Source organism: Ectobacillus panaciterrae DSM 19096 (assembly GCF_000430785.1).
Classification (GTDB): Bacteria; Bacillota; Bacilli; order Bacillales; family Bacillaceae_G; genus Ectobacillus; species Ectobacillus panaciterrae.
The window spans coordinates 36,170-51,637 of record NZ_AUMR01000013.1 but is presented as its reverse complement, the minus strand read 5'-3'; the positions used below and the strand labels follow the sequence as shown (position 1 = coordinate 51,637).

The 15,468-nt window shown below is 38.3% G+C and carries 14 protein-coding genes and 1 pseudogene; 6 read left to right on the top strand and 9 right to left on the bottom strand.

Annotation, left to right across the window (positions count from 1 at the left end; all coding sequences use genetic code 11):
- Window positions 1–198 precede the first annotated feature (198 nt).
- The 3 genes from H540_RS0105215 (at window position 199) to H540_RS31790 (ending at window position 2,080) form a co-directional block, all read left to right on the top strand.
- The gene (locus H540_RS0105215) at window positions 199–705 is read left to right on the top strand and encodes a hypothetical protein (RefSeq protein WP_028399726.1); all 507 of its coding nucleotides are present in this window, start codon (window positions 199–201) and stop codon (window positions 703–705) included.
- Window positions 706–902: 197 nt separating this feature from the next.
- Window positions 903–1,682 (top strand): class I SAM-dependent methyltransferase, encoded by a 780-nt coding sequence (locus H540_RS0105210; RefSeq protein ID WP_028399725.1) that lies wholly within the window; start codon window positions 903–905, stop codon window positions 1,680–1,682.
- Between the two features lie 218 nt (window positions 1,683–1,900).
- Window positions 1,901–2,080 carry a hypothetical protein gene (locus H540_RS31790; RefSeq protein ID WP_155890952.1) on the top strand — a complete coding sequence of 60 codons (180 nt, stop codon included), beginning with the start codon at window positions 1,901–1,903 and terminating at the stop codon, window positions 2,078–2,080.
- On the opposite strand, the pseudogene H540_RS31785 reads toward H540_RS31790, so the two are convergent.
- The 6 genes and pseudogenes from H540_RS31785 to H540_RS0105185 all read right to left on the bottom strand — a co-directional run.
- A pseudogene (locus tag H540_RS31785) lies at window positions 2,077–2,154 on the bottom strand (PhnA domain-containing protein); the annotation flags it as partial. The gene H540_RS31790 and the pseudogene H540_RS31785 sit on opposite strands and share 4 nt — an antisense overlap.
- Before the next feature lie 28 nt (window positions 2,155–2,182).
- Window positions 2,183–2,752, bottom strand: a complete 570-nt coding sequence (locus H540_RS31325; RefSeq protein WP_051317001.1) for a hypothetical protein — start codon at window positions 2,750–2,752, stop codon at window positions 2,183–2,185.
- 85 nt (window positions 2,753–2,837) lie between these two features.
- Window positions 2,838–3,164 (bottom strand): ArsR/SmtB family transcription factor, encoded by a 327-nt coding sequence (locus H540_RS0105200; protein ID WP_028399724.1) that lies wholly within the window; start codon window positions 3,162–3,164, stop codon window positions 2,838–2,840.
- Window positions 3,165–3,290: 126 nt separating this feature from the next.
- Entirely contained in the window at window positions 3,291–5,066 is a 1,776-nt protein-coding gene (locus H540_RS0105195) for a SulP family inorganic anion transporter (protein WP_028399723.1), read from the bottom strand.
- Between the two features lie 247 nt (window positions 5,067–5,313).
- Window positions 5,314–5,484 carry a hypothetical protein gene (locus tag H540_RS33985; RefSeq protein WP_169729566.1) on the bottom strand — a complete coding sequence of 57 codons (171 nt, stop codon included), beginning with the start codon at window positions 5,482–5,484 and terminating at the stop codon, window positions 5,314–5,316.
- Window positions 5,485–5,829: 345 nt separating this feature from the next.
- Entirely contained in the window at window positions 5,830–7,875 is a 2,046-nt protein-coding gene (locus H540_RS0105185; protein WP_028399722.1) for a sigma 54-interacting transcriptional regulator, read from the bottom strand.
- Window positions 7,876–8,149: 274 nt separating this feature from the next.
- On the opposite strand from H540_RS0105185, the gene H540_RS0105180 reads away from it, so the two are divergent.
- Window positions 8,150–9,571 (top strand): YfcC family protein, encoded by a 1,422-nt coding sequence (locus H540_RS0105180; protein WP_028399721.1) that lies wholly within the window; start codon window positions 8,150–8,152, stop codon window positions 9,569–9,571.
- 36 nt (window positions 9,572–9,607) lie between these two features.
- Complete coding sequence (iadA, locus tag H540_RS0105175; RefSeq protein WP_028399720.1) at window positions 9,608–10,780, top strand: beta-aspartyl-peptidase; 1,173 nt, start codon at window positions 9,608–9,610, stop codon at window positions 10,778–10,780.
- A 387-nt stretch (window positions 10,781–11,167) separates the two neighbouring features.
- Here iadA and H540_RS0105170 read toward each other — a convergent pair whose 3' ends face one another.
- The 3 genes from H540_RS0105170 to H540_RS31320 form a co-directional block, all read right to left on the bottom strand.
- Window positions 11,168–11,617 (bottom strand): SRPBCC family protein, encoded by a 450-nt coding sequence (locus tag H540_RS0105170; RefSeq protein WP_028399719.1) that lies wholly within the window; start codon window positions 11,615–11,617, stop codon window positions 11,168–11,170.
- Between the two features lie 768 nt (window positions 11,618–12,385).
- Window positions 12,386–12,907 (bottom strand): sulfotransferase, encoded by a 522-nt coding sequence (locus H540_RS0105160; RefSeq protein ID WP_281172464.1) that lies wholly within the window; start codon window positions 12,905–12,907, stop codon window positions 12,386–12,388.
- Window positions 12,908–14,065: 1,158 nt separating this feature from the next.
- On the bottom strand, window positions 14,066–14,692 hold the full coding sequence (locus tag H540_RS31320; RefSeq protein ID WP_051317000.1) for a VanZ family protein: 627 nt from the start codon (window positions 14,690–14,692) through the stop codon (window positions 14,066–14,068).
- Window positions 14,693–15,147: 455 nt separating this feature from the next.
- On the opposite strand from H540_RS31320, the gene H540_RS0105145 reads away from it, so the two are divergent.
- The gene (locus tag H540_RS0105145; RefSeq protein WP_028399716.1) at window positions 15,148–15,459 is read left to right on the top strand and encodes a histone H1/H5 family protein; all 312 of its coding nucleotides are present in this window, start codon (window positions 15,148–15,150) and stop codon (window positions 15,457–15,459) included.
- Window positions 15,460–15,468 lie beyond the last annotated feature (9 nt).

Below are 15,468 nucleotides of genomic sequence, written 5' to 3'. Positions count from 1 at the left end.
TTACAACAGTCACCATATCCATTCTCCTCTCTGCACTTTACAATTTCGAACGCGCTCTTTACACTTTCATCATATAAAAGCAGCACAAAAAGAAATGTGAAATAAATCACATTTCTTTGCTTTTTTGTGACTGTGTTCACAGAATCTTCATCACCTGTATGCCATACTTATAACGTCAAACAGAAGGAGGATTTCATAATGCTGAAAGTACGAGTTTCTTACCGAAATGTAAACCCTGTGACAATGTTGAAAAACATTTTGACCCCCGCTCTCTCTAAGCTAGTTGAAACGGACATGCACGAACAATCAAAAGAGATCATCATTTCATTCTCTGAAAAACTTTCCTACGAACAATACGCATCTATTCACCGTTTTTTAATTCTGCTTGCTAAGCAGGTGAACGGACGTATCTTCGATAAAGGCTGCTTGCTGGGCTATTTGAAAGATGGAACGCCTGCTTATATTGTGACAAACTGGAATGAATGGAGCCGTTTTTTGCATGAGGAAAAATTGAAAGCGGCACAAGGTGAATATGTACATGCATATGCAAATGGAGAGCTGTTAGACAGCGGCATCTTATTGGAGTATGAGCTAAGTGCAGAAGGAGAAACGTTTGCCGTAAGAAGCTGTACCTTGCTCACCTCGGATGGAGAACAGACCATTTATGGCGATGCGCTTTTACTGGAGGCAGAACAGCGCTTTTAAAAGCAAAGGCATCAAGCCTTTGCTTTCGGTATACTTCTAACACATACTCGAATAACCTCATTTCCATAATAATCCCCCCTTATAGCCTGTAACTATCAACATAATAGATTATATATCTTAGACGAATAAGAATCGGTATATTATGATTAAATCATTCAGATATAATCTGAATTTACATTTCAAGGGAGGAAGTATCTATGAGTTCTCAAAATGTATGGAATGCTGATTTATATGATAATAAGTTAAGTTTTGTATCTCTTTTTGGGAAAGGATTAGTGGAGCTTCTTCAGCCGCAGCCAGGAGAGCGAATTTTAGATTTAGGCTGTGGAACTGGGGATTTGGCCTATGAAATTTCAAAATCAGGTGCTGCTGTGATAGGAATGGATTTCTCTGATCAAATGATTGAAAAAGCATGTGCAAAATATCCTCAGTTAACCTTTATGGTTGGAAATGGTGAAAACTTTAGAACACAGGAAAAATATGATGCCATCTTCTCTAACGCAGCTCTTCATTGGATGAAACAAGCCCCAAAAGTCATTGAATCTGTTCATCTTGCTTTAAAATCTGGAGGACGCTTCGTAGCTGAATTTGGAGGAAAGGGAAATGTTCAAACTATTATTAAGGGAATAACGGATATCCTATTAGAGGAATATAGAATTGATTCATCCAACAGAAATCCATGGTATTTTCCGAGCATTGGCGAGTATAGCACACTACTTGAAAGTTATGGATTTAAGGTTTCATTGGCTCAGCACTATAATCGGCCTACTCCATTAATAGATGGAGACAAAGGATTAAATCATTGGTTAGACAGCTTTGCAGACGACTTTTTCCCTGAATTCACAAAAGAAGATCAAATCATTTTATATAAAAAAATAAAAGAAAAGGTACGCCCTTATCTGTATCAAGACAATCAGTGGGTAGCTGATTATAAACGAATTAGAGTCGTGGCAGTAAAAGAGACAATTTGGGATTGATTTAGGGACAAGGGCAAAATCTATATTTTACGAAAAAATATAGATTCAGGCTGTTGATATTTCATCAACAGCCTGAATAAACCTTGAGATTTATTCTCTTTTTTAGCTGATGTTTACTTAACATAATCAGCGTTATCTGTAGTAAAGCGCGTTAGCAGAGTTTGAAATGGGACCCATTGCTCGTAATGTTTCTGGAGCCCGTCAGGCAGCGGAACGAATTGTTAGTAGTTTATAAACTTCATTTGTTAGGGTTCAAGTCTTTTGAAACAGCTACATCCATTCTTTCGGGAGTAGAAGCCATGCATATGATCAAAAAAGAACAGATTGATTTACGGGATCAGTCTATCCAAAATCAGAAAAACCATTCTGTTAACCAAACTAACCCTAACCCCATTTAAACCTTTTTAACAAATTCAGATTTTAATTGCATAGCTCCAATACCATCAATTTTGCAATCAATATCATGATATCCTCATACTTCAACATGTCATGAAAGTACATTAACGACTTCTATAATCTTGCAGAGCTAACCGAAAAGAATAAAAACCCCATGTTAATTTCTCAAGTTCTGTCTTAGCTTCTTCTAAAGTTTCAAAGTCATTATATATAGAAAGCCTTGTCACATATCGATCTAATTCGTTGTTTAATGTAATGATATAATCCCAATTATTATGTTTCTTAGTCAAACAAGCTAAATCTTTTGCAAAAGCTCGACCTAAAAACTGGATATTGGGAATTTGTATCCCTTTTTGTATAGGAACAACAGAAGGGGTATAATCCGTTCTAAAGGCTCTACCCGGTACTTGCTCCCAAAATTGCTCCCATTCCTCGAGTAATCCTGCTTCATAGAAGATAAACTTCAGAAACCCACATAACCAAGCAGTACAGCTAGTATTTCTTTGTTGACAGCCTTTTCCGTCTTCTAAATCGCTGCAATGCATACAACAGGAACCGCCATTTGAAATACACACATTACAGATATATGAAATACCGACTCCCTGCAGATATTGAAGCCCTAATTGAATAAGTTCTTCTTTTGTAATGAGACGTTCTTTGTCAAAAGAATTCATGCCTTGTTATCCTTTCTTAAGACATCTAAGGGGGAAATGATTCTGTTAATAGACATCAAACGCCTCCGTTTTATAACGCTCGCTTTTAATCTTCATTAAATTTATCTAACATTGAAATGGTATCTACTAGGTGATTGTTAAATATTTGACGAGTAACAGATAATAACTCGACAATCATTGGGTCTCGAAGGGAATATGTTACCTTATTGCCTTCCTTGGTTCCATATACAATATTTTTATTTCGTAAAATTGCAAGTTGTTGAGAAACTGCAGATCCTTCACTGCCAATCAGACTTTGAAGTTCATTTACATTCTTATCGCCCTCACCTAGTAACTCAAGAATACGAATCCGCAAAGGATGACTTAATGCTTTAAAAAAATCTGCTTTGAATTGCTGTAGTTCTAAATTCAATTAGAAATCCCCCAATCTTTTTTACTGTTTTAGAGTAAACTACCCTCAGAATTTATATAGATCCTCTTTATATAGAGACGTTCACATTCATTAAAATTAATGACAATACAAAGTTACCTTCAACAATTAACTAGAGGGTTCAATCTTATTTTTATTCAGCTTGTTAAAGCTATTTATACTTGCATGTGAAGCTTTTGGTTGAGAAAGAATAGCACATTCTTGAAATGCAAAATGCTTGCAGCCTAAACACTTGTTATATTTGATTTGGGTCAATGCATATGCAAGTGCTTCCCCTGTATGTTCAAAGAAATTCTGTTTTCCAATGAATTCATATAATCCAGTGCGTTTCAACACATCTTTAGGTTGAGCTTGAACACCCGAGAGCAATACTAATCCACCATGACTTTTAAAGTGTTTGACTATACCTGCTAAGTTTGTTTCACCTGTCGTATCCATAAAGGGAACCTTCCCCATACGTAACAATAAAATCTCAGGTGTATAATGAATGGTACTCATAATAGACTTTTCAAACATGCTTGCAGCACCAAAGAATAAAGGTCCTTCGATAGTATAAATACTGATTTGCGGACAGTCATGACCTTCGCTAACCATGTGTGACATTAATTTATGATGTTTGACTGAAGGATCAGGTAGTACCTTAGTGACCGTCAAAATTTCACTCATTCTCTTTACAAATAGAATCACTGCAAGAATTAAACCAACCTCTACAGCTGTAGTCAAATCTAGAAATACAGTTAGAAGAAACGTAATAGCCAATACTACGGCATCACTTGTTTTTGTCTTAAGAACATGGATAAACTCTTTTCGCTCACTCATATTCCACGCCACAATCATTAAAACCGGAGCCATGCTTGCCAACGGTATATGTGAGGCATAGGGAGCGAACACTAATAACACTATAAGTACGACTATACCGTGAATAATCCCTGACATAGGTGAGACCGCACCGCTTTTAATATTAGTAGCTGTCCGGGCAATCGCACCAGTAGCTGGGATACCTCCAAATAAAGGTGTAACTACATTAGCAAGGCCTTGGCCTATTAGTTCTCTGTTACTGTTATGCCTACTTCCAGTCATTCCATCTGCAACAACTGCAGACAAAAGAGATTCAATTCCGCCTAGCATGGCAATAACAAAAGCTGGCCCAAGAAGTGCCTGAATTTTTCCAAAGTCCATCTCGAGGAGATGAAATGCGGGGAGGCTACTTGGTATAGAACCAAATGTCGACTCAATAGTAGGAACTTTTCCGTTAAACAGAAAGAACGCAACAATACTGGAAATGGTAAGTCCAATTAAGGATCCAGGAACCTTTGGAAATACCTTAGGTGTTACTAAAATAATAATAAGGGAAATAAAGGCTGTTAACACACTGTAAAGGTTTATAGTAGCAATATGAATTCCAATTTCCTTCATGTTAGATATAAAATATTCATGTTTTTCAATGTGTTGAAGTCCTAAGAAGTTAGCGATTTGTCCTGTAAAGATAATGACAGCAATCCCTGCAGTAAATCCAATGGTCACAGGCCGAGGAATGAACTGAATAAGCGTCCCCATTTTAAAAATCCCCATTAAGATGAGCATAATCCCCGCTAAAAATCCTGCAATAAGCAGATTTCTATACCCGTATTGCATAACAATTGAAAGCAATATGGGGATAAAGGCACCGGTAGGACCTCCAATTTGAAATCTAGATCCTCCAAACATAGAGATTAAGATCCCTGCAATGATTGTAGTGTAAATACCATATTCCGGCTTCACCCCTGAACTAATAGCAAAAGCCATACCTAAAGGAATGGCAATAACCCCAACAATCAATCCAGAAATACAATCTTTTCGGAAAGCTTCCTTGCTATAACTTTCAAATCGTCCTCTCCATTTCACGTGAGTACACCTTCTTTTTGAATCTTTGATTATTTGAAGATATGAATGTCGATTTAATAATAATCCTTCCTTTATATATCGTCAACCAAAAATATTTAGCAATTAAAGTCTAAAAGATGATATTTAGCGTAGTGTTACCATATTGCAAATGTTATGCTCTAAGAAAATTTGATGGAAAAATTGTTGAGTACAAAGCAAAAAAATAGTGACGATTTTTTCATCGCCACCGCTGCACCACCAGTTTTTTCTATTTAGGACTGTTTTTGAGTATCTGAATGTTTTGATCTCTTTCTCCGCCATCGGAAAGCTCCTCTGAAAATTCATGGTCTGCTTTCTTTCCTAATAGGAGTTCAGATGACCGGATTGTGTCAGGTGGCAAATTATTATTCGGTGCCGCCTGTTTATTCCATTTTCCCATTAAAATCACCTCTTTTTTATTAGTATTGGAATTGTGCCATGATTTTATTAGAAATCGCCGATAAAAAACGCTTGAACGAATCCAAGCGTTTTTCATTTATTATATAATCATTTTCTTATCAGATTATAATCTGTAGGGGTACCGCCCCACCGCCATCAAGCTAAGAAATCCGTTGTTCCCCAAAACGAAAAAAATGAGCTGAATTCTCATAGACAATTGTGAAAGATAAAATTTTCGTTTTAGGTTACTTCAAAATATTAGCTTGATGGGCATGGCGTACTACCCCTATTAGTAGTGGCTGATTATATCATTTTCATTCAAAAGCCCCATGCAGGAATGATTTCTTTAGCAATACACTGCATGCTTTGACTTAAGAAAATATAAATACTCTATTCCAGCAGCGGTTATCTTCGTGCCGGCCCGTCCTCTGCCTTTGACGACGAATCCTTCGCTTTCTAAAATATCCAAGCGGCGACGGATCTGCTGAGGGGACAAGACAAAGTCCGATTCTTTGCTTTGGCTTGAAATCAGCTCTCTGCTTGCCGCTTTTCCTTTTTCGTTGCATTGCTTGATTACTCCCAAGATGAAAGCGCGCTCCTGCATTTCCAGCATACTTTCACATGCGGAATATTCGGATGTCATACTGTCTCCCGCTTGTCCCAGCATGGACGGAAGGTCTCTTTTCGTCACGATATTTCCCTCACAAACCGTCAGCATGTAATCAATTGTGCTTTTCAGTTCCCGTATGTTGCCGGGCCATTCATATTGCATGAAATGCTCCAGCACGTCTTGCTCTACCTTTACCCACTTCCCGCTCTTTGTGATGAGATGCTTAACCAAAAGCGGAATATCCGCTCTTCTCTTAATGAGCGGCGGAATGCAGAGATTGAGTACATTCAGCCGGTAAAACAAGTCTGTTCTGAATGAACCGTCCCGCATCTTTCCTTGAAGATCTTTATTCGTTGCGGTAATCACTCGAACATTAATCGGTATGATTCTTCTGCCGCCAATTCTGCGGATTTCCCCCTCCTGCAGAACGCGCAGCAGATGTGATTGAACTGTGAGACTAATGTCACCGATTTCATCCAAAAAGATAGTCCCGTTATCCGCCAATTCAAACAGACCTTTCTTGCCTCCCCTTTGCGCTCCTGTAAATGTCCCTTCTTCGTAGCCGAACAATTCGCTTTCAAGCAGGCTTTCTGTTAATGCGCTGCAGTTCACAGCCAGAAACGGTCCATTTTTCCGCAATGAATGCTCATGAATTGCATGCGCAAACAGTTCTTTTCCTGTTCCTGTCTCCCCCTGAATCAAAATCGGATGCTCCGACAAGGCAAGCTTCTTGGCGATCTGCTTGCACTCTTTCATTACATCATGCTCGCCGATAATATCATGAAAACCGTATTTCGTATGAAATCCTTTATTTCGCATTTCTCTTTGCGCTGTCTTTTCAATTTCAAAGGCTTGATGCACACTCTTGAAAGTTGCGACAATTGTATTTTCTTTTATCATTTGCAATCGAAAAATTACGACATCCACGCCGTCTATGTCAAAGAACTTGCTTTCATCCTTGCCGTTCATGATGAAATCAGTAATATCCCGGCGATTTATCGCATGTTCTATATACGTATTAACCACATCTTGTGCAACAACATGAAACAATGCCGCAAGTCGATGATTGAATACCGTAATCCGTCCTTCCTGGTTAACGACCAATATCCCATCATCAACAGTTCCTACCACATTTTGGATATGTTCACTCATCCGCTTTGCTTCTTGCTCTGCATATAGCAGCTTACGTTGTAATTCAATGATATTGCTAATGTACCTTTCTGAAATCTTCGAGGATATATCCTTGTTCAAACCGCAGCATTCTACAACTTCCAGAATTGTTGTCATATCAAAAAGACGCACACCTATATCGATTACTTCTTTTATATAAGAAGGACAAAGATGTGTTTCTCCTGGTGAAACAGCAATTTGAACATCCTCATAAAACAAATTCCCCTTCCGAAAAGGGATAAATTGAACATGATCGACACCAAGCTGATATAAGGATTCAATAAGCCTTATAGTTGCATCATCATCATCATTCACCACCAGAACTGCTGAACCTTCAGGTATTCTTAAAAGTTTGTCAATATATTCATGATGAACTGTTCTCTTTCCCACAATTATTTTCTCGGCATTCATGCTATACATACCGTTTGTTTTATCATAAGCGGCATCTGATGAATACAAGATAATTGTATCTTCCAGAGCCTGCGGTATTCCCTCATCCGTAGCATAGCTTTTAATATGCACATAGTCTCCAAGCAATTGTTCCAGCTGTTCCTGCAGGGCTTGCTTTGTTTTTGAGCTTCCCGCTATAAGTGTAAGTGAGGATTTTGACATAAAAACACCTGCTTGTCTTTAAATTGGTTCTATTATATCACCAAAAAAGAACAATAAAAACCTAAAAATCTAATCTAACCATAAAATTCTCATGAAAATCAATCTAATCATATTGGCACAGATTTTGCTTATATAAAGCAGTGAAGTGTTCATGGATTTGAAAAGGAGGGAAACAGCAGAATATGAGAAAAAAAGAAGATAGTCTATAGGTGGGAACCATGTTGTAAGCGTTTTAATTTCATGCATTTATTTTAAATACAGAGGAGAGACACTTATGAGCCAACTACAAGAAAAGACTATTCCACTTGGAACAGCGGGAAAAAAAGAGAGAAAAATCAATATTTTTGTATTGCTGTTCAGCATTCTCGCAATAGCAACTTTATTAACTTATATTTTGCCGGCCGGGGAATATGCGCATATTGAAAAAGATGGGCACACAACAGTAAATCCAGATTCATTCAAATGGATTGCATCAGCGCCGGTCGGATTCTTTGACATGATTAAAGCTGTTCATACAGGAATGGTAGAAGCCGGAAATATTATCTTTTTCTTATTAATTATCGGAGGATTTTTCGGTGTCTTACGCGCAACAGGTACGATTGACGTGCTTATTGCCACAATGGCTCGGAAGCTGGCGACGCGTGAAAAGCTATTGATTCCTGTCGTGATGCTCGTTTTCGCTGTAGGCGGCTCCTTAATGGGGATGGCGGAAGAAACACTGGCTTATGTTCCTCTTGTCATTCCGCTGGCGTTGGCTCTGGGATTTGATGCAATTACAGGAACTGCCATCGTCATAGTAGGGGCATTGTCAGGGTTTACGACTGCCATCATGAATCCTTTCACAGTAGGAATTGCGCAAGGAGTCGCAGAATTGCCGATGTTCTCAGGTATGGGATTCCGCCTTGTTTTATTTGTTGTCGTCTACCTTGTTTCTGTTACTTATATCTATCGTTATGCAATGAAGGTAAAGAAAAATCCTTCTATGGGAATCTACGGAAAATATAAAAAAGAGGAAGCGAACCAGCTGCTGCAATCAAGTGCGAGGTTAACAGCGAGACATAAGTACATCTTAGGCGCTTTTTTAATTAACTATATCATCTTGGCGTTTGGTGTCATCAAGTTCCAATGGTACATTACAGAAATCGCAGCCTTATTCGTTGTATTGACAATTGTAATTGGAATCATCGGAAAACTGTCTGCAGATCACATTATCAACTCCTTTATCAAGGGTTCTGAGGCCTTGCTCGGCGGTGCTTTAATAATCGGCGTATCACGCGCCATTCTTGTTGTATTGAATGAGGGACATATCGTCGATCCTATGCTGCATCAAGTAGCTGAATCTATCCAGCATATTCCGGCCTATTTAAGTGTTGCCGGCATGTACAGCTTCCAAACTCTTATTCATTTTATTCTAGCGTCCGGCAGCGGTCATGCGATGCTGACAATGCCGATTATGGTGCCGCTCGCAGACTTATTGCATATTACACGCCAGACTGCAGTGTTGTCTTTCTCTTTTGCGGACGGAATCGGAAATATGATTTTCCCGACCGCGACCACTTTAATGGCGAGCTTGGCAATTGCAGGCATCCCTTGGACAAAGTGGGCGAAGTGGATTCTGCCGCTGGTGCTCATTCAATATCTCATCGGATTAATAGCGGTCATCACAGCTCACTTTATTGGATATGGTCCATTCTGATATAGGACAGGAAGTATTGACAGGAGGAGAAACGAATTGCTTACTTTAATTAAAAATGGCGAAGTATACGCACCACGTTACCTAGGACGGAAAGATATATTGATTGCAAATGATAAAATCGCATTCATAGATGACAGAATCGCGATTCCTGACAGCTTTGCCCCTATTCAAATCATTGATGCGGCAAATCTTTTGGTTGTTCCGGGATTTATCGATTCACATGTTCATATTATTGGCGGAGGCGGTGAGGGCGGATTCAAAACCCGCACCCCCGAGCTGATACTCACTGATATTACAACTGCAGGTATTACAACACTAGTCGGCTTACTTGGTACGGACGGGACAACGCGGAAAATGGAAAGTCTGCTTGCCAAGGCACGGGCGCTTGAAGAAGAGGGTATTTCCTGCTTCATTCATACAGGCTCCTATCAAGTGCCAGTAAAAACACTGACGGGAAAAATCGAAGACGATATTATTTTAATCGACAAAATTATCGGTGTCGGGGAGATTGCAATCTCCGACCATAGATCATCAGAACCTACATTTGAGGAACTGGCTAAAATCGCCGCTGCGGCACGCAATGGCGGTATTCTGTCAGGAAAAGCCGGCATATTAGAAGTTCATGTAGGGGACGGAGATGGAAAGCTTTCACTGCTGCATGAAATTGCAGATAAAACCAACATTCCAATTCGGCATCTCCATCCGACACATATCAATCGAAATGAAGAATTATTCAGGGCGGGTGTTGATTACGCGAAGCGAGGCGGATACGTAGACTTTACTACAAGTACCATTCCTCAGTTTTTGGAGGAAGGCGAAGTGAAGTGCAGCAAGGCATTGCGCATAATGCTTGAAGAAGGAGTTCCAGTCGGGCACATCACCTTCTCTTCAGACGGGCAGGCCAGCCTTCCCTTCTTTGACAGCAATGGGGAGTATGCAGGCCTTCAAGTCGGAAAAGTATCGTCGCTATATCACGAAGTGCGCGATTCTGTTTTAGAGGAAGGCATCCCGCTGGAAACGGCACTGGAGGTCATCACCACGAATCCCGCACAAGTGCTGAAGCTTTCAAGCAAGGGCAGCATCCAAACCGGGAGGGATGCTGATATCGTATTGTTGCAAAAGGAAACATTGACAATTTCCACTGTAATGGCACGAGGGCAAGTGATGGTAGAAAAGGGTGTTCCGCTGATAAAAGGAACGTTTGAATGAAGGAGAGACCCTTATACTAAATACTCTGCAAATAGTTGTAACTCTTGAGATATAGAAACAGTCATACAAAAATACGCCATTCTTTCCACAAGTTATACAGAAAGAATAGCGTATTTTTTCGTTTTCGGGGTATTTATTTTATATTTGTGGGCGTAAAACTACGATACCTTTAGGTTCGTGGTAGTTCACTTAGCTTGATGGCGATGTAGTACTGCCCCTATTATGTATGAAAAAAGCCCCGGTGACTTTGCTGCAGAATGGGAAGAGACTTTGAGAGCGTACTCGGAGTGATAACAGTATATAAAAAAGGCTTCTTTTCGTTTGTGTCGAAATCTCTCAAGTAGAAAGACATTGTCACAATTTGGTGGAGATTGATGCTGAAGTTTATCAAGTACGTGTCATCATCTGCTTGTCAAGTTGCTCAAGTACAATCGGCCATGCCTGTTCGTGCTGGTTTTTTGACTCTTCATCTGGAAACCCCGCGTGTGTAAGACGCAGCTTCGTACCGTTATCGTGAGGTTCGAGTTCAACCGTGACAACCGTTTCAGCTCCCTTTGTCCCCCCGCTCCCGGTAACCCATGTCAATTCGACAAGACGATTGTGGTTAAGCCTCAGAAATCGTCCGTAATGGGGATGACGCTTTCCCTCATAATGCGTCTCGAAAAAGAAGACCGCGTTGACTTCACCCTTCATCAGCACCGATCCCGGCGCGGCAAACCAACGGTCAAACTGCTCCGTCCACGCTCGGAAAAGCACGTCGGGCGATGAATCCATCAAACGTTCTACCGTTAGATGAAATGGTCTTGATGAAAGATCAGGCATTGTAATAAGTTTCATATAAATTCCTCCACTTCATACAAATCGTTTTCTATATGTATTATTATCAACGAAACACAAACAAAAAACAAGAACATACGTTTGTTATAATAGGAATTTTTAAAAGATGTAAGAAGCTAAAATTATGAACATCGTATGCATGTGAGGTTTACATAACGGAATCTAACGTTCTATAAAAAAGGCTCATCAGATTTTTGTTCTGACGAGCCTTTTTGTTTACATAACATTCATTATCGGAAGTAAATTTATATATCTTTGTCCTCTTTTTCTAGTAAATGTTTTACGTCATTTCTAAAGAACCTAAGTTCATTTTTTGTTTTAATCAGTTCATATAACATAAAAAGCAATATCAGTAGTATTAAGGTTTCCATCATAATAATCCTACCCTTTTTTCTATTAATTCCATTCTATCAGATGGGGGTTTTCGTAACACTATGTTAATCGTATTTGTATTATATTATAATAATTAGCATTACCAGAATTTGATACAAAAAGACCAGTGCTTCAAATGCTAAAAGTACTGATTTACATATGCCATTTCAATTTTTTTAGTGTTACTTTAAGCATAACTCTATAACATTAGTGAAACTCTCTGGTAGATGGGCTGGCTGAAAGTGTCATTGTTAATCGGTTTCATGCTAAATAGTAGGACATCCGAAAATCTGTTTTGTCAATTTTGGTACATCTCGATATGTTTCCAGAAAAAGTGCTCCAGCGTATTTAGGCGTTATCCATGCCAAAGTATTAGTTGCGATTTGCATATATTTATTAATTTATGAGTTCATAGTTGAAGTAATTTACAATCTCTTTTTCTTTTTGTAAGGTCTTAGTAATCTCATCAATTACTTCTTGTTTGAGTAAAGAGATTTTCAAATTATTTAAATTTACTATTCCCTCAATAGGTTTTTTAGTAATATTATGTGCCGTAAAAGTTTTATCTTTATTTAGGTATCCAATTTCGGGAATAAAGGATTGTATTTTTTCTATAGTCTTTTCAGTATCGTCTGTAAGATCTTCATAACGGAAGAAGCACGTATTTTTTAGATGTTTTAAGTTATGAATTTGGAACTTTGCACATTTCAACCAAAATTCAGCACATACAGTTGGAGAGTCACTATAATTTCTTCTCATTAAACCTTCTATATGGGCATATGGGTTACGTATACTAATAAGAAAATATGCTGGAGAAAAAACTTTTTCTATTTTTAATGCTCTGACTAAATGAGGGGGACTTTTTTCGAATAATATCGGCTTATCAAAATCCCAATTTTCGTAAAAAGTTTCCTTTATTAATTTCCAATTGATTTTAAATTAGAGTCCCACATCCTTTTTTCCTTACGAAGAAATTCCCTGGCACCTGGCAAGAACTGCCCCTCCCACGGAAGAGCAGAAACAGAGTTACTAGTTATTAATAATTGTCTTATCATTGTTGACCCTGAAAATGGAGGCATCAATAGAAATAAAAATTTATTACTGATATTTTTCATATTCATTTCCCTTTCAGTTTTGTTGTTCTACTAGCTATTTTTTATTAGTTAATGAAAGGAATGTGGAATAAGGAACGGCTATCAACCATAAGGTTTTAACTTCATATAATCAGTATTATCGGTAGTCAATGTATCTATAAATCTATAAAAACCCCCTTCAGATATTGAACTGAAGGAGGTTTTTTCACATAACCCAGATTATTGGAAATAATATTTTGTATCTAAATACCGTAAGCTCTAGTTATTTAAACCAACTGAATGGCGTTTAATGCACGAGAAAATCCCAGAAACGGGTGGTTCGTAGGATACAGCCAATTTACCGATGATTACAAAGTAACTAATGTCTAGTGCTACACCGTCTATTTTATTTTCCTTTGTAAACTTGTATAAAACTTTGCATAAAATTATCCTGATTTAAGAATACTAGAAATGAAATTTTTTATATCTGAAATCGAAACCACTTGCATAAAAAACCATAATTTCTTCTCTACCGAAATTATATCTTGAATATTTCGTAAAACAGAAAATTTATAAAAATAAAACAATATTCATGTTTCATATGATATACTAGTCTATGCAATAACAATTTGGACCCTGTATCAGTAATAAACTAGAATTAATTATTTATAGTAATACTGCTACCCTCCTAAACTATAGGGTCGAGGCACACATCGTTATGGATATGTGTCTTATTTTTTCCCTTTCACCGTTTTTTACTTCTGCTTGCTGAGCTATTTGAAAGATGAAACGCCTGCTTATATTGTGACAAACCTGAATGAATAGAGCCGTTTTTGTATGAGGAAAAATTGAAAGCGGCATCTTATTAGAATATGAGCTAAGCGCAGAAGGAGAAACGTTTACCGTAAGGAGCTATACTCTGCACACCTCGGATGGAGAACAGGCAATTTATGGCGATGCGCCTCTGCTGGAGGCAGAGAAGCGTTTTTAAAAAGCAAAGGCATCACGCCTTTGCTTTTCTTTTTAATATAGCGGAACAGCATATTATGCCTATGCATGCTCCTAAAAAGTTAAGTAAAATATCATCAACGTCAAAGCTGCCGATTGTATTATGCTGCTGAGCAATTTCTATGCCGCTGATACAAAGGATCGCAAAAATTGCGGCAACATACTTGTTGCGCAGTATGTAACAAAGAAAAGCGCCGACCGGAATAAACAAAACGATATTTCCCAATAGATTCGTAATAATATATAAAGGGGCCACATTATTGTTCAAATACAGCATAATCGTATGAAACGGGACATAATTATCCTTTACATTTCCGGCCTCTGGTTCTCTTGCAAACAGCATGGCCCCCAAAAGAACCAAATATAAGAGACTGAAATAAAGCATGATAGGCTTAAAGAAGCGAATACGCTTATGCTTCATTAACGACACGATGCAAACATACAAAAAATAAAACACGGACGCACCGATAAAGCGAATGAGTAAAAACACCGCCACAGAAGCATAGGGAATCATACGGCTTATGATATCATCAACGTAGTAATCCATAATGATGAAGGACGCGAGCAAAGACAATAAAGACACGAATATATGATAAAAAATCTGACGAAATGAAATTTTCACAAAACACCTGCTTTAGTCAGTTTTGCTTACAGTATTCTTCCTTATATACATAAAGAAAAGCTATATACAAGTTAATAAAAAAACCGTTGATAGTGGTGAGAGATTAAAAGACGTGCAGAAGCGGTCAAACCTTTGTCGTGGTTCATGCAAGGGGAAACCAGAGAGAAGAAGCATACCGTACTCCCTTTTCTTTGCACATCGTACATGGAAATGCCGAAATTATCATTCACTCATATATAGTATCATCTTACCATGTATTTCCTGAACTGCGGCGAAAAGTTAATGTCTCTTCACATGAAAACCTTCACGTCGTAAAAAGGATAAAACAATATTACATTTTATCATCAATAAAGCATATATTTTATCATCTGTTCCATCCAAAAAAATCCTCTTTTATAATATCATCATGCTATACTCATGATCGTATTGCATCTTTTAAAAAGCGGGGGAAACCAATGAGCGTATCGATGAATGAGAAGCTGCAGCTTTTCAAGGAACGTTTAGGAAGTTCACATCAAGATATCGTGAAGTATGTAGAGCATGTTTTTTATGCTCTTGATGTAAAGCTAGATCTTCATAAAAAAGAAACGGCCCTACTTGCTTTGCATGGAAGTAAAATTGACGGAGCGCAAGAGAAAGAATTTGAAGCCCATATTCGAGATGCAAAACGCCTGTTGCTCGAGGTGCTTGAACAAACCGCTCAGGATCATGAACATCTTGGAGATAAGCACTGGGTGAAATATTTCCGTGACGGCATTGACAGTTAATTCCTGAAA